Genomic DNA, 15739 nt, shown 5'->3' on the forward strand with positions numbered 1-15739 from the left:
TATCTTAGCATCTTTTTACGATTTTTATTAGAATACGTTTATTGTAATTCGTATTATTTTAACATCATTTTTAGTTTGGGGTTGATATTATTCTAATTTTATTGTTATATATATATATATGTAGCATCAAATATCAGTATATTATATTTCGTTACATATATGCAGTCAAACTCCAGAACTAAGGAAGGAATAAACAGATGGATTCTAAAACACAAAGTTTTATAGAAAATATACTATTTGATACATTATTCATTGATTTTCATTATTTTCAAGCACCTTTTACTGATATTTCAACATCTGATCGCTATTTAAGAAAAGGCCTATTTCATGCGGACGAGCTATATTCTAACCTACTTGATATATTCAGCATGGCTGAAAACAATTATTTTTATATTGTTCGTGATAAATATATGCTGCAATATATCATTTTTCGACCATTCAAAGATAACAATGATATAATCTCAATTGGTCCATATACAAGTCAACCTATTAATGAAAATTTCTTTATTGGAATATCTAAATTAAATCATTTAGATTTTACAGCAATTGAATCTTTAAAGGGATTTATGCATAGACTTCCCTTTTTTATTAATAACATAAACCTCATTGTCATCATCAACGATATAATCACCTATATCAATCCAAATGCTGGATCATATGAGCTTCAATATATCAATCTTTCTAGTGAGCCTGAATCTGAAGATTATATACCGATTAACGATTTTGAATTATTTGTAGACTCAGTTAAAAAACGCTATGAAATAGAGTCTGAAATGCTAGGATGCATCTCTGAAAGCAACCATGAAGAAGCGTTGATCGCCTATAAAAGAATGTCCAATATTAATTTTGAACAACGTCATAAAGACGTCTTCCATGAACGAAAAGCCCTGCTTTATACTGCAAATACTCTCTTTCGAAAAGCAGCTGAAAAGAGTAAAGTGCATCCACTGTACCTACACCAAATGTCCAGCAAATTTGCTAAGTTAATTGAGCAAGTAATTGATTTATCAGGAGTTGAGGCTCTTACCGAAAAAATGATCCGTGATTATTGTCTTATGGTTAAAAACAAATCTCGTATCCAATACTCACCAATCATTCGTAATGCAATAAACTATATCGAGCTCAATCTAAATTCATCACTCTCCTTATCCATATTGGCTAATGAGCTTCATGTGAGTTCTCCCTATTTATCCAGTCTTTTCAAACATGAAAGGGGTATTACAATCACTGACTTCATTAACAAAGAGCGCATTCATACTTCCCTAAAATTATTAAGTACAACAAATGAACAAATTCAGGATATTGCCTTTTTTGTAGGTATTCATGATATAAATTATTTCACTAAAATATTCAAGAAAGAGATTGGAGTTACACCAAGAGACTACCGCAAAAAATTCCACACCTAACATATCTGCTACTCCGATAGCTTTAACCGGTTAAAAAACTTCAAACTATCATTGGTGTCAACCACTCATAGTTTTGTTTTAAAATAATAAAATTAAGGAGCTAATTATGTTTAGCAAAAAGAAAAAAAGGAAAGTAAATGAGTTAGAAAATTACCAAATAAATCTAATTGAAAGAATTAATGTATTGTGTAGGGTTACTGATAACTATGTCTTAGTCAAAGGAGATGTTGGTTATCTAGAAGGAAACGATGAGCTCGAAAAAGCAATCAACAAATTACTTCTAATAAAGACTACCCAAGTAAAAACGTTATTTATTAAGAATTCTGAGATGATTGAATATGTAACCCAAATGGATTACATTAAGGAACTAGTTGATAGTATTGACTCTCAGAAACGATCTGCCGAAGACCTTGCCGCAAGTAGTGAACAAATGAGCCATGCTATTGAAGAAGTTGATATATTTGTACAAGAATCACTAATAACAACTACTGATACAGTTTCAATGTCAACCGAGTCATTAAAGACTATTAATAAGTCATTTGATTATATTAATAAATCATTTAATGAGATTACAACTCTACAGGATAAAATGCATAATGTTGTTGACGACACAAAAGAAATCGAGAATATCGTAAACATAATTAATGAAGTCGCTGCGCAGACAAATCTTCTGGCACTTAATGCAAGCATAGAAGCTGCTAGAGCCGGTGATAAAGGAAAAGGCTTTGCAGTTGTAGCCGAAGAAATCAAGAAACTTGCTGAAAACACAAAAGACTCAGCAAATTATATTAGAACAATGGTAAAAAAATTAAGAGAAGAAATAGATTCTTCTGAGCACATTATAACCGGAGCTGTCCAAGTTTTTTCAGAAGGTAAAGGGCATATTGACAAAGCTGTTGTGTCAATGGACAAAATGGGAACAGCCTTAAATACCATTGAGAATTCGTTTAATGGGATTTCCGCTAATATTGAGGAACAAACTGCTACCACACAGGAGTTTGTTGCAAAGATATCAGAAATGAACAACCAGACAGGGAAATTATATGAGATATGTATGCAAGCAGGCCAGGGAATTTATAATCTCAGCCTACTTTCCGAGGAAAGCAGGCACCTTGGAATACCTTGGTTTAAAGATTTCCATGGAATAGAAAATATAAAACCGGTCATTGCAGAACATTTACTATGGAAATGGAAAGTATACAATGTAGTATGCGGTTTTACAAAAGCAGATGAAAACAGTATTAATGAATATTCAGAATGTACGCTTGGCTTATATATAGAAAGTTCCCGTTCACAAAATCCAAACTCTCCTTTAGCCAAATTATATGAGCCACATAAAAATGTACATATATTATCGAAAAAAATAATAAGGAATATAAACAATGGTGATCGAAGCAATGTTGAAGATAATATCCGAGAGTTGAATGCTAATATGGCAATATTGATGGAAGGCTTGAAATATGCAACTAACTAAACTATAGTTTCTTCTATCACGATTCTTTTCTTTTATATGGAAATGCTTTGGAATGATGATTCATAACGAAGCATTTCCATATAAAAACAGGAGCATGGGTCCATAACTAATTTTCAGTTATGGACCCATGCTCCTGTTTTTTCTGTAAGAATAGTTCTATTAACATCTACGAAAGGTGACCCTACTAATGCTAAATCAATCTTTGTTACCGTTATGGTCTCTTAACTTTTCAACATCCATTACGAAATAATATAGGCTAACGAAAATATCCCTGTAGCACATACTTCTAACAATTCGCATGAACTTTTTACTATGCCGTCTCTAACCATCCCAGACATTTTTCAAATGTAATCTTTTTTCCCTTTACCTGATTATTCTCTCTAATCACCAAAATAGAACTTGAACTTATTACACATGTCATCCAGAATAAATCTGACATCTACTTCATCATAGATACGTATTCTCTTGCTTCCCGGCTTCGACATATCATATTTACCATCATCAAACAAATCACAAGGAGCCTCCGCCATATGATATTTACCAGCCTTGGGATTATGTAACAGCCCCGCACAAGGGGAATCACCTAACAACCAGCTTTCAGTACTTAATGCAAGGTCCATATCTAATGCATCTCCTCCCAAAAAGGCCTGTAGCATATCTTGGTTGTTTTCCTTCTTGGCTCTTTCCGCAATGACGCTAACCGTTTTTCTAATCTTACCCATGATAATCTTACCTTTAATCATGGTATTCTCATAAAGGTATTTTCCAATTTCTCCACAAGGATATATTCTGGTTAGCAGCTCCATAAAGGAGATTGCCATCGTGGAATATACATTTGCAGGTATCTGCCATAGTCTTAGATTTGATTTAAATACAACTCTGGCAGCATTTAGGTCATTTTTCATATTAAATTCTGTTCCTCCATGTGGGTAAGCACCGCCGCCAATCCAGACAACCGTTAATCTGTCAGCAATTTTGGGTTCCAACAGAAATGCAGAAGCAATATTAGTGACTGCACCCTGATTACATACATACAGCGGGCGTGGATCATCTTTCATTGCCTCTTCAATAATAAATCTGGCGCCTTCACTGTCAATCGGTGTATGTTCGTCTATCATAGCCTTTGCAGCTCCATGAAGAATGTTCACTTCCCCACCCAGGCCCATTAGTTCTGTAACTTTGACAATTTCATCATAACTCATCTGCTCGGAATCTTCTTCTCCATAATGTTCAGCGATAAAACCCTTCATATCAAATTTAGGTGTCATAAGAAAATGTGCCACTGCAAACTGATCATCGCACTCACAGTTGCAATCTGTATCTACTATTACTCGTATTGCTTTTTCAAATGGAAATGGAACCGGTTTTTCTTTTAACATGGTGATACCTCCTAATTTTATTTATAGCACTCTCGAAAGCTCTACTTCCGTATGTACTCATTTCTTTCTTTTTTTATTATTTACCCTATGTTTTATTAATTTTATGGGTTTCTTTATAAATATCTTGACAAATATCAATAAATCTATGGCGGAGCCCTTTATAAAAATATCATTTTGGGATATCCTTACTAATGCTGGATCAGCGTGCAATTAGTATTATATCCTCTACATTTACTATGTCAATAAATAACCTCATATATTTTATTCTCGTATACAAATTTCTAAATTCTATTCTCTTACTAATCTCTCATAAAATATTCTATCCAATTACTTTTTTAATTGCATTCTTCCATCCATTATATTTTTTTTCCTGTTCATTATTGGACATAGAGGGAACGAACCGATTACGCTTCATTGTAGCAAATATTACTTCTCTTTTGTAAATTCCACTAAAAAGACCTGCCATATAAGCTGCCCCAAGAGCGGAGGACTCTTCACAATGCGGAAGATTTACAACAATACCAAGAATATCACTCTGAAACTTCATCAGATACTGGTTTCGAGTTGGTCCGCCATCCACACAAAGTTCCTTTATTTCAATTCTCTCCTCTGCTTTCATCATATTGATGACATCAGTAACCTGATATGCTATGGATTCTAAAGCCGCTTTCACGATTTCTTTCTTCCCGGTGATTCGGCTCATACCGTAGATGATGGCTTTTGCTTCCGGTTTCCAGAATGGAGCACCTAATCCAGAAAATGCAGGAACTAGATAAGTACTGTCATTTTTATTAGCCTGAAAAGCCAACTCCTGTGTCTCACTTGGCGACTTAATTAATTCCATGTCCTCCTTCAGCCAGGTGATTACTGCTCCTGTGTAGTTTATATTACCTTCTAGTACATAGGATACTTTTCCCTCAATTCCCCAGGCCAGAGAAGTTACCAATCCAAGACTAGACTGGATAGGAGTCTCTCCCAAATTCATCATCACAGAAGATCCAGTTCCGTATGTAACTTTCACCATGCCCTTTTTGATACACCCTTGTCCGAATAAAGCTCCTTGGGAATCTCCAATCATACTGCAGATTGGAATTGGATTATGGAAAAAGCCATTAAAATTAGTCTCTCCAAAGCAATAGCTGGAATCTTTTACTTCAGGTAACATTGAAGCATCAATGCCAAACCAGTCACAGATCTCCTCATCCCATTTTAAAGTATATATATTGAAAAGCTGCGTTCTAGAGGCGTTAGAATAATCCGTTGCATATATTTTCCCATCAGTTAATTTAAATAACAACCAGGTGTCAATGGTTCCAAAACAGAGGCTTCCATTCTCTTTCTTTTTCTTCACACTCTCCACATTTTCCTGTAACCATGCATATTTTGCTGCCGGAAAATATGGAGATAGATACATGCCTGTTTTCTGATGAATCTGCTCTTCCACACCGATATTCTTTACACGTTCACAAATATCTTCCGCTCTGGAGCATTGCCATACAATTGCTGGTGCCAGTGGTTCCCCTGTCCGTTTGTCCCAAGCTGCTGAAGTTTCACGCTGATTACTGATACCAAGACAGGCTATCTCTTCCTGTTTGATTCCAGATTTTTTCACCAGATTCTTTACTACCTGGATGGTATTCTGATAGATTTCCGCGAGGTCGTGGGATACCCATCCCTTCTCATTGATTAACTGCTTATGTGGCAAGTCTGTTCTACATACTAAAGAACCTGTTCTATCAAAAAGAATTGCTTTAGTTCCCTGGGTACTCTGATCAATTGCAAGAACATACTTCTTTTCCATTGGTTGTTCCTCTCTTTATATTTTTGCAAGTACTTCTTTAGCAGTTTTTGCGATGCCTTTCGCATTCATTCCATAGTAACTAAACACTTCCTGAGAAGTTCCAGTGATTACTGGTTCATCTGGTAATGCAATGTTGACCACTTTACGTGGGCATTCACTTCCGACCACCTGGCTTACCATGGAGCCAAGTCCTCCAAATGGTGCATGCTCCTCTGCTGTAATTACGACCTTAGCATTCTGAGCTGCTTTCACTACTGCTTCCTTATCCAAAGGCTTCACGCAATACATATCTACTACCGTGGCACTAATGCCTGACTCCTTTAGTAACGCAGCGGCTTCATATGCTGGGTGAACCATTTCTCCGCAGGCAATGATTGCTACATCCGTTCCTTCACAAATCACTGTGGCTTTGTCCATTTCAAAAGGACAATTCTCTTCACTATAAATATCTTCTACAGGATTTCTTCCCACACGTATATATGCAGGCTTCTCATCTTTTAATAATGCTTCTACCAATTTTATAGTCTGAAAACGATCACTTGGGAGATATACTCTCATATTTGGAATTGCTGATAATGCTGCGATATCCTGTGCAGAATGGTGGCTCATGCCAAGGGCTCCGTAGCTGACACCTCCACTGATACCAATCAGTTTTACGTTAGTATTGGAATACGCCACATCTACCTTGCACTGCTCATAGCTTCTGGTAGTAAGAAAACATGCAGGAGATGCTGCAAATGATTTTTTTCCACATTTTGCGAGACCTGCTGCCACGCTAACTAAGTCCTGCTCTGCAATTCCCATTTCAACAAACTGGTCTGGATATGCATCAGCAAATGGGGTCATGGACGCAGAACCTCTGGAATCACTACAGAGTACTACAATGCTTTTATCTGTTTCTGCTTCTTTCAATAACACATCGCAGATTGCTTTACGATTTGGAATTTTATTCATATTATAACATCTCCTTTCTAGCTTCAAAATCTTTCATTATCAAATCATATTCTTCCTTTGTTGGAATATGATGGTGCCATGCAGGTTTATTCTCCATTACTGTCGAACCTTTTCCCTTTACAGTGTTGGCAATCAGTATAGTTGGTTTACCTTTGGTCACTTTGGCTTCTTCGAAGGCTGCATTGAGCTGTTCAATATCATTACCATCAGCCACATTTATCACATGCCAGCCAAAACTTGCAAAACGAGTATAAAGATCATCATGTCCCATAACATCTTCTGTATTACCGGAGATTTGCAAACGGTTGCGGTCTACTACGGCACAGAGGTTATCCAGATGATACTGGTTTCCTGCCATTGCAGCTTCCCATACAGATCCCTCTGCCAGTTCTCCATCACCCATCACAGTATAAACACGGTAATCCTTTTTATCCATTTTTCCAGCTAATGCCATTCCTATACAGACAGGAAGTCCATGCCCTAGAGAACCAGAATTCATTTCGATTCCAGGCAGTTTATTATTTGGGTGTCCAATAAATTGGGACCCAAATTTACTATAGTCCTCTGTTACTTTTTTGATATCCAGAAAACCTTTTCTAGCAAGTACTGCATAATAAGCCTCTACACAGTGTCCTTTGCTCATAACAAATAGGTCTCTATTATTGTCATTCATGTTTTCAACACTGATATTCATCTGTTTAAAATACAGTGTTACGAGTATCTCCATCACACTCATATCTCCACCAATATGACCGTTATTACCAGCTACAATCATATCAATAGTTTCTTTTCTAAGATCATAAGCAAGTCTGCTTAATTCTTTCATATCACTCATATCATTCACCTCTCAGATAAGCTTTTATATCTTCTTCAATCGGGTCATAAAAATCAGGTTTTACGCCTATGTATTTGCATGCTTCAAATAAAACTGGGACCACATTTTTATGGATTCCTACACAATGATGAATGTATGGCCCTTCCACAATTTTTGCTTCCAAACGCTTAATATTCTTTACTTCTACCCAAAGATAAGTCCCAATTCCTTTCGGACCATCAATTCCTTTTGCATTACCTAATAATAACGAATACTCTCCATTATCTCCATCGAAACGTACCAATGACACCTCTCCGTGTTTTGCCTCTGCAGTGATGCTTCCTGGATAATCAAATGCCAGTGGATAGGTCAATTTTGCTTTCTCTTTTGCAATGGAAATAGGCCATGGACCACAGTGCTGTAACAGCTCACCGTTATCCACATCAGGATGGCGGATAGTCCAATCTGCGAAGAAACTTCTGATCTCGCCCATTCCTGCTGCTTCCACCATAAGTGATGTAATGGCGCCGTGGATATCAGTCTCACACGCAACCGGGATTCCCTCATCGTTTAATAAAGAGTTTGCTGCACATGGCATAATGCCAAGTTCGCTCTGCAGCTGGTTCCAACACTGGATGGCGATGGCTTTGCAGCCATACTTAACGGCCAGACGCTTCATTGCTACTTTCAACGCTGCGACATTTTCCAGTTCGTTGTCTTTGATACAGATTTCCATATTATCACGGCAGAACTGCATTACTTCTTCTACTTCTGTCTTATCTTCTTTTGCCTTCTTCACTTCATTGGTCAGCTCTGGCATTGGGATTGGTGACAACTGAATGTTAAATTTCTCTAACAATTCCCCTTCATTGCACATGGTGGTCCAGAAATCAAATGGTCTTGTGGAAATCTGAAGAATACGAATACTCTTAAAAGTTTTCACTACATTACATACTGCAAGAAAATCACGAAGGCCTCTCTCGAATACAGTGTCACTTAATCTGCAGTTGGTCAGATAGGTGAATGGAATTCCAAATCTCCTTAATACCTTTCCTGTAGCAAACAGACCACACTGGGTATCTCTAAGACGCGTTCCATCGGCTTCCGGTCTCTCATCCAAAGGTCCCCATAATAGAACCGGTACATTTAACTCTTTTGCAAGTCTAGCACACTCATATTCTGTTCCAAAGTTACAGTGGGGAAGGAAAAGTCCATCGATTTTCTCTCTTTTGAACTTCTCTGCAATCTTATACATATCTTCATCTCTATATAGAAGACCCTCTTCATTGATATCCGTGATATCTACAAAGCAAATTCCCAACTCCTCTAGTCGTCTCGCAGTCAGTCCTCGATATTTGATTGCATCAGGTGCACTGAAAATACTTCTTCTAGTTGGCGCATAGCCAAGCTTGATTTTATCCATAGTTCTTAACCTCCTTAAAATCAGTTTTGTTAGTTTATCTATGACTAAAGTATAGTTTTGTTAAAACTTTATTACAATGAATAATAAAGTGGAATAAACTTTATTTATAACTTTATTTTAACTTTACACTTGCTATATTTTCATATTTTCATATAATAAGAATATAAGAATATAAGAATGTAACCAGGGAAGGATCTAAATATGTCCATCACAGCAAAAGAACTTGCACTAAAACTAAATTTATCTACCACCGCAGTTTCCATGGCTTTAAATAATAAAGCTGGAGTAAGTACGGAAACCCGATCAAAGGTTATGGAAGCAGCCGAAAAATATGGATATGACTTTTCCAAGCTATCCATGAAGTCAAATAAAAATGGAAGCATTTATACCATCTGGTACCGGAACAGTAATGCAGTTATATCCTATTCTCCTATTTTTAATGAATTGATGGATGGAATTGAACGGGAATGTCAGATTCAGAACTATAAAGTGAAAATCCTTAATTTTTATGAAAAAAGAGATGTATTACAAAGATTATTAGAAGATCTACGTGTTTCTGACTGCATTGGGATTATTCTTCTGGGCACTGAACTGAGCGAGGAAGCAGGGAAATCATTTCTCACCCTTTCCATCCCAACGGTGATCCTGGATTCCTATTATGATTCCTTAAACTGCAACAGTGTGTTGATCAATAACCGTCATGGGGCTTATCTTGCTACAGATTATCTAATTTCTCGCCGAATGAAACAACCTGGACATTTACAGTCATCGCTACCACTTCGTAATTTTACGGAGCGTGAGGAAGGTTTCCAGAAAGCGGTCCGTGATAATGGTATGGCTGCTTCCAACTGTATTGTTCATAAAGTAGCTCCATCCATTGATGGAGCCTTTGCAGATATGTTGGAAATTTTGGATCAGAATGTTTCCTTGGCCGACTGTTATTTCGCGGATAACGACCTTATTGCCATCGGTGCAATGAAGGCCTTAAAGCTCCGTGGTTATCGGCTTCCGGAAGATATCTCCATCGTAGGATTTGATAATATTTCAGAAAGCAGGGTCATCGATCCAACACTGACTACCATCAGCATTCCCAGATTACACATGGCTGAGATTGCAGTTCGAAAACTGGTGGAATGTATTAATACACCAGTTCCTTACACAACAAAAATCGAGGTTTCTACAACACTAGTAAAACGTTTTTCCGTTTAGAATTCTTTCTTAACATAGGATAAGTGAAGATACATCAATAGCAACATTTTCATCTGACGAATATAAAGACTAATTAAAGGTTGAACTCTTGCATTATAGAATTTAGTTTTTCAATCTAGGTATAATACAAATTATTGTATGTATCAACAAGATTTTCGAACTGTTGTTCTTTTGTTGTTTATTTACCTAATTATACCTTACTTAATTTAACATACATACCTTCCAGTAATAAGGACATAGAAAAAGAGACGTATTTCTGCGTCTCCCCCACTACTATGCCACCTGCTCCAGCAACTTCATCAGCATATCCTCAAATTCAGTCTGATATTTCCATTTGATTTCAATTCTCTCTTCTGAATAGACGATCACCTTATCAATCAAATCATTCATAACCGCATCTGAAAAAACACTTACATTCTTATATTTTTCTATTAAGTCACTCAATTTATGTTCTAATATTTCCCGTTCTTCCCTATCACCAATTCCATTGCAAATTTTCAGTTTTCTTTCTTCCAATTCTTCAATTTGCATTGCAAGCTGCTTCTTACGCAATATATATTCTTCCCTTGAAATTGAGTTTAATCGATATCTTTCATACAGATTCATTTTTGTCTGCTGCAATTTATTAATCGCATTATCTGCATCAGCTACCGTCATTTCTGCTTTATTTTCTTTATATATCTTCTGTTTCAAGTCTCTAATAAGTTTTTCTGTATCACATAGCAGCTTAATATGATTTTGTATTAATTCAACCATCGTACTCATCATATCCTTTTCATACACCTTAATTTCTGAACATTTATCTTCAGTGTATCTACTTCTAGCACATTCATAATAAGGATTAATCGTCGTATGGCTCCTTCTGAGCAATCTTCCACAATCTGCACAGTAATAGAATCCTTTTCTCCTATAGTCACCAAGCAGAATAGTTTCCTTCTCCGTAGGGGGCATAATATCATTATTTACTTTCCAATATATTTCCTTACTAACGATCCCTTCATGAGTTCCTTTAACAATAATCCACTCATCTCTATTTACACGTTCACTCTCTTGCTTTGCGATTTTCGTACGTACTCTGACATTACTTATCATATCGCCAGCATACCTTTGGTCCCTGATAATCTTCAAGACCTTCGGTGATGTCCATACAGTCTTATCATCAATCACATACTTTCTGTGTCTGTTAGTATTACTATAACCCGCTGGCGTAAAGATTTCTAGTCCATTCAATTTACGTGCTATATTAGAACCATTTAAACCGTTTAGTGCATACTTAAATATCAGTTTGACAATTGGTGCTGTCTCTTCATCAATAATCAACTTATGTTTATCAGTGGGAGCCTTCTTATATCCAAATATAGCATATGGACTAATAAATTCACCCTTTTTCTGTCTGCTATGAACAGCACTCTTTACCTTCTTAGACAAATCTTTTACATAATAATCATTAATAAGATTCTTCATTGGAATACTGATACCATCTGATGTTTCCATTACATTTTCACTATCATAACCATCATTTATAGAGATAACCCGTATTTCTAATTCTGGAAATACCTCTTCCAGATAATGTCCAACCCCAAGAAAATTTCTTCCTAATCTTGAATAATCTTTTAAAATAATGATTCCTATTTTTCTAGTAGATGCGTCACTAATCATTCTCTGAAAACCAGGCCTATCAAAATTGGTTCCTGAATATCCATCATCACAATATTCTAATGTAACTAATTGCGCAAATTCTTTGTGACGTTTTAGATAATCATTTACCAATTTTCGTTGATTAGAAATACTATTGCTTTCTTCTTTCAATGAATCTTTACTTCCAACATCATAGTCTTCTTCTGATAGCCGTAAATAAACTGCTATTGTATTATTCTGCGATTCCATATATTTCGTTCCTCCTTTGAATGACTATTGACAACTGCTCATCAAATTTTTCCTTAAAATTAAGATTGATTTTTATATCACCGCCTTGGCAAACCTCGATTCTACTAATTAACTGGTCTACCATTTCCTGATTCAATTTTTTAACTTTGCAATACTTACGAATATTCTTGTTTAATTTATCACTGCCCCCATACTCTTCTGAATATAAATTGTTCTTATTTCTATAAGCCTCAATTTGACTATCTAGATTACTAATTCTGTCGTTATATTGGCTTGTTGCAAACTGATATTCTTCTTTATCCAAAAGGCTCTCTTTATAATCACTATGTAACCCAGCAGCCAACGTAACATTTCTAGCTTTTTCCTTTTCAAGGGTACATATTTTTTCTAGATATTCTTTCTTCTTTACTCTTGCTTCAGGTGTTTTATTCATTTCACGAATGGCTTTCCCATAATCAGAATAATTCTTGAAGTGCATCATAATAGTATCTAATACAACTGCCTCTAGCCGATCTTTTCTTATACTTCTCTGCTTACACTCTGTTCCTTTACTTTCTCCATAAAGTCTGCATCGATAATAATATTGTGTTCCTGATTTTATGTGATTAATTCCTAACACCATTGCTCTTCCACAATCTGAACAAAATATTTTTCCTTTAAAAAGATTTTCATATGAATACTTATTTCCTGCTTGCTCCAAATTTATTTGATACTTCTCCTTACGGAGTTTGATAATATGCAAAACCTCATCAAAGGTTTCTTTTGATACCAATGCTTCATGCGTATTTTCTACTATAATCCATTCATTCTCTGGGCGCTTATGTTGTACTTCTCTATTACTTAGTGATTGTTTAAAACGACCTTGTACCATATTTCCGAGATACATTGGGCTTACTAATATTTGTGCAATAGTTCCCTTTTTCCAAGGCATCCCTTTATATTTATCAGCTTTTACAAGACCTTTTTCATAACGATGTGCAAATGGAGATAGTACGCTTTCCTTATTGAGTATTTTTGCTATTTCACAATCGCTTATACCATCTATTTTCATTTGAAATAACCGCCTTACAACTGGTGCTGTTTCTTCATCTATTACAAGTTTATTACAGTTACCTATATCTTTACTGTATCCGTAAGGTGCATATGCTCCAATATACTCCCCAGATAGTTGTTTTGTGCGGAAAGCAGACGTTAGCTTTCTTGAGAGATCCTTTGAATACTGTTCATTCATCATATTTTTTAAGGGAATAGATATTGTGTCTCTCTTACATTTTAAATCTGCACTATCATAATGATCATTAACAGATATAAATCGAATTTTATAAGCTGGAAATACATTTTCCATATATACACCAGCCTCTAAGTAGTTTCTGCCAAGCCTTGAACCATCTTTTACGATAACTGCTGTAAACTTCCCCGCTTCCATATCTTCAATCATCTGTTTAAAGCCTGGTCTCTCAAAATTGGTTCCAGTAAAGCCATTATCTGAATATATTTTGTATAACACAAAATCATGTTGTGCATTAATATAATCATTAAGCATCGCAATCTGAATTTCTAGCGAACTATCATCTTCTATTGACTTTCTAGCATAGATTGCTGTGAGAACAACATTTTGTTCTATATTTGTAGTCTGATTATCAACTACATTATCAACATATTTTGATTTTCTTGCCATTAGATTGCCTCCCTTTTCATTTGTAAAAGCTTCTGAAGTTTTTCAATATATCGTGTACAAGTATCAAATTTATCCTGAAACTTAAACCGAATACTGATTCTACCATCTTCATACACATAAATAATGTCAATCAGCTGAGTAGCCACTTTACGTGATACCTCATCAAGATTTTTATGCTTTTCAAATATTTCAACCCACCTTTTACGTTCACCTTTATCGTCAAATACCTGTGAGATTTCTTCATGTAAATGCTTGATTCCCCCTTGGGCCTCATCAATCCTGCGCTGATATTCCTGCTTAAGATACATATATTCATCTTTATCAATAATTTCTTCTCGCAGGTCTTCATATAGTGACAATTTCAGACTCTTACACTTAGCAATCTCTTCGTCATTCCATAAAACACGTTCGTCCAGTTTTGCTAATTCTCTTTTATTGAAATCTAATTCTGAAAGTTCATCCAAAATTGTGTCCATATCTAAAATAGAACCAACATGTTTTTGTATAGACATTAATATGGCTTGATTTAATGATTCTTCTTTTACAGAATGTGACTTGCAACTACTTGTTTTCTTATTATAGGAACAGACAAAATATACATATTTCTTACCATTAGGACCAGGAACCGTCTTACGAATCATGCTATGTTTACAATCACCACAAAACAATAGACCAGCATATGCGTATACTTTGGTTTCATCTGGTGCTGTCCTTGTATCTCGTTCCATTATTTCTTGAACCCTGATGAAATTCATTTTATCTATAATTGGTTCAATTGCATTTTCCTTGATAATCCAATCCTTTTTATTTTTAACCACTAGATGATCCGCTCTATAACTTGGCTTTGATCTTACTCCTTGTGTAAGTGTTCCAATATAAATATCATTTTTCAAAATTCTAGATACCGTCTGTGCACACCATTTCGCTTTATTATTTGTCTTAAAGCTACATTGAAAATTACTGCCTTTCACCCTTTTATATTCCATTGGTGAAGGAATTCCTAACGAATTCAACTTATCCGCAATTCCAGTCTGATTTATCCCATCTAATTTCCAAATAAAGATGTCGTTTACAACTTTAGCAGCATAATCATCTACTACTAGCTCATTATTATCTTGTTCAGACTTCTTATATCCAAAAGAAGTAAACGCACCCGTATATTCGCCCTTTCTTCTCTTTGCCTCCAAATTGGAACGAATCTTTACGCTAATATCCCTACTATATGCATCATTCAATAAATTCTTAAAGGGCACAATAATATCATCATCAACTCCAACGGAATTTAACGAATCATAATTGTCGTTAATTGCAATAAAACGAATCCCCATAGATGGGAAGACTTCTTGAACGTATTGACCTACCTTCAGATAGTTTCTCCCTACGCGGGAAAGATCCTTAACTATTATGCAATTAATTTTCTTTTCTTTTACATCTTGTAATACTAATTGGAAACCCGGACGATTGAAATTAGTACCTGTGTAACCATCATCTTCACGAATGGCATGTACTTTTATTTCCGGGTATGAAATTAAGAACTGTTTTATCAGCTCTTTTTGATTTGAAATGCTATTACTCTCGTACTTATTACCTGTGTCAACGTCGCCGTCTTCCTTAGATAATCGTACATAGATATCAGCATTATAGATAATATTTGTACTTGTATTCTTATTCATATTGTGAACCTCCATATTCTATCAACGGAATATGGAAATCC

Annotated in this window: 11 protein-coding genes; 3 read left to right on the plus strand and 8 right to left on the minus strand. The window is 35.6% G+C overall.

Annotation, left to right across the window (positions count from 1 at the left end; translation table 11 throughout):
• Positions 1–197: 197 nt before the first annotated feature.
• Both BMY18_RS04570 and BMY18_RS04575 read left to right on the plus strand, forming a co-directional pair.
• Entirely contained in the window at positions 198–1406 is a 1209-nt protein-coding gene (locus tag BMY18_RS04570) for a helix-turn-helix transcriptional regulator (RefSeq protein ID WP_092451063.1), read from the plus strand.
• A gap of 106 nt (positions 1407–1512) precedes the next feature.
• Positions 1513–2880 (plus strand): methyl-accepting chemotaxis protein, encoded by a 1368-nt coding sequence (locus BMY18_RS04575; RefSeq protein ID WP_092451065.1) that lies wholly within the window; start codon positions 1513–1515, stop codon positions 2878–2880.
• 380 nt (positions 2881–3260) lie between these two features.
• On the opposite strand, the gene BMY18_RS04580 is transcribed toward BMY18_RS04575, so the two are convergent.
• The 5 genes from BMY18_RS04580 to BMY18_RS04600 form a co-directional block, all read right to left on the minus strand.
• The gene (locus BMY18_RS04580) at positions 3261–4259 is read right to left on the minus strand and encodes a nucleoside hydrolase (RefSeq protein ID WP_092451067.1); all 999 of its coding nucleotides are present in this window, start codon (positions 4257–4259) and stop codon (positions 3261–3263) included.
• Between the two features lie 319 nt (positions 4260–4578).
• Positions 4579–6060, minus strand: a complete 1482-nt coding sequence (gene glpK / locus BMY18_RS04585) for a glycerol kinase GlpK (RefSeq protein ID WP_092451069.1) — start codon at positions 6058–6060, stop codon at positions 4579–4581.
• Positions 6061–6075: 15 nt separating this feature from the next.
• Positions 6076–7014 (minus strand): transketolase family protein, encoded by a 939-nt coding sequence (locus tag BMY18_RS04590; protein ID WP_092451071.1) that lies wholly within the window; start codon positions 7012–7014, stop codon positions 6076–6078.
• Position 7015: 1 nt separating this feature from the next.
• Positions 7016–7840: a transketolase gene (locus tag BMY18_RS04595; protein ID WP_092451644.1), complete on the minus strand. Its 825-nt coding sequence runs from the start codon at positions 7838–7840 to the stop codon at positions 7016–7018.
• 10 nt (positions 7841–7850) lie between these two features.
• Positions 7851–9251, minus strand: coding sequence for an L-fucose/L-arabinose isomerase family protein (locus BMY18_RS04600; RefSeq protein ID WP_092451073.1), 1401 nt, complete (start codon positions 9249–9251; stop codon positions 7851–7853).
• Between the two features lie 201 nt (positions 9252–9452).
• Between BMY18_RS04600 and BMY18_RS04605 the strand changes: the two genes are divergently transcribed.
• Positions 9453–10460 (plus strand): LacI family DNA-binding transcriptional regulator, encoded by a 1008-nt coding sequence (locus tag BMY18_RS04605; protein WP_092451075.1) that lies wholly within the window; start codon positions 9453–9455, stop codon positions 10458–10460.
• Positions 10461–10733: 273 nt separating this feature from the next.
• Here the strand turns inward: BMY18_RS04605 and BMY18_RS04610 are convergent, their stop codons facing one another.
• The 3 genes from BMY18_RS04610 to BMY18_RS04620 are packed head-to-tail and all read right to left on the minus strand — an operon-like array spanning position 10734 to position 15698.
• Complete coding sequence (locus BMY18_RS04610; protein WP_092451077.1) at positions 10734–12347, minus strand: recombinase family protein; 1614 nt, start codon at positions 12345–12347, stop codon at positions 10734–10736.
• On the minus strand, positions 12331–14025 hold the full coding sequence (locus BMY18_RS04615) for a recombinase family protein (RefSeq protein ID WP_092451079.1): 1695 nt from the start codon (positions 14023–14025) through the stop codon (positions 12331–12333). Before BMY18_RS04615 ends, BMY18_RS04610 begins: the two co-directional genes overlap by 17 nt.
• Positions 14025–15698 carry a recombinase family protein gene (locus tag BMY18_RS04620; protein ID WP_170841295.1) on the minus strand — a complete coding sequence of 558 codons (1674 nt, stop codon included), beginning with the start codon at positions 15696–15698 and terminating at the stop codon, positions 14025–14027. The genes BMY18_RS04615 and BMY18_RS04620 overlap by 1 nt, the downstream gene beginning before the upstream one ends.
• Between the last annotated feature and the right edge of the window lie 41 nt (positions 15699–15739).

It is taken from the genome of [Clostridium] fimetarium (assembly GCF_900111235.1).
GTDB lineage: Bacteria > Bacillota > Clostridia > Lachnospirales > Lachnospiraceae > Clostridium_N > Clostridium_N fimetarium.

Coding starts and splice junctions, on each gene's coding strand:
- BMY18_RS04570 (WP_092451063.1), top strand. CDS start 198: ATGGATTCTAAAACACAAAGTTTTATAGAAAATATACTATTTGATACA.
- BMY18_RS04575 (WP_092451065.1), top strand. CDS start 1,513: ATGTTTAGCAAAAAGAAAAAAAGGAAAGTAAATGAGTTAGAAAATTAC.
- BMY18_RS04580 (WP_092451067.1), bottom strand. CDS start 4,259: ATGTTAAAAGAAAAACCGGTTCCATTTCCATTTGAAAAAGCAATACGA.
- glpK (WP_092451069.1), bottom strand. CDS start 6,060: ATGGAAAAGAAGTATGTTCTTGCAATTGATCAGAGTACCCAGGGAACT.
- BMY18_RS04590 (WP_092451071.1), bottom strand. CDS start 7,014: ATGAATAAAATTCCAAATCGTAAAGCAATCTGCGATGTGTTATTGAAA.
- BMY18_RS04595 (WP_092451644.1), bottom strand. CDS start 7,840: ATGAAAGAATTAAGCAGACTTGCTTATGATCTTAGAAAAGAAACTATT.
- BMY18_RS04600 (WP_092451073.1), bottom strand. CDS start 9,251: ATGGATAAAATCAAGCTTGGCTATGCGCCAACTAGAAGAAGTATTTTC.
- BMY18_RS04605 (WP_092451075.1), top strand. CDS start 9,453: ATGTCCATCACAGCAAAAGAACTTGCACTAAAACTAAATTTATCTACC.
- BMY18_RS04610 (WP_092451077.1), bottom strand. CDS start 12,347: ATGGAATCGCAGAATAATACAATAGCAGTTTATTTACGGCTATCAGAA.
- BMY18_RS04615 (WP_092451079.1), bottom strand. CDS start 14,025: ATGGCAAGAAAATCAAAATATGTTGATAATGTAGTTGATAATCAGACT.
- BMY18_RS04620 (WP_170841295.1), bottom strand. CDS start 15,698: ATGAATAAGAATACAAGTACAAATATTATCTATAATGCTGATATCTAT.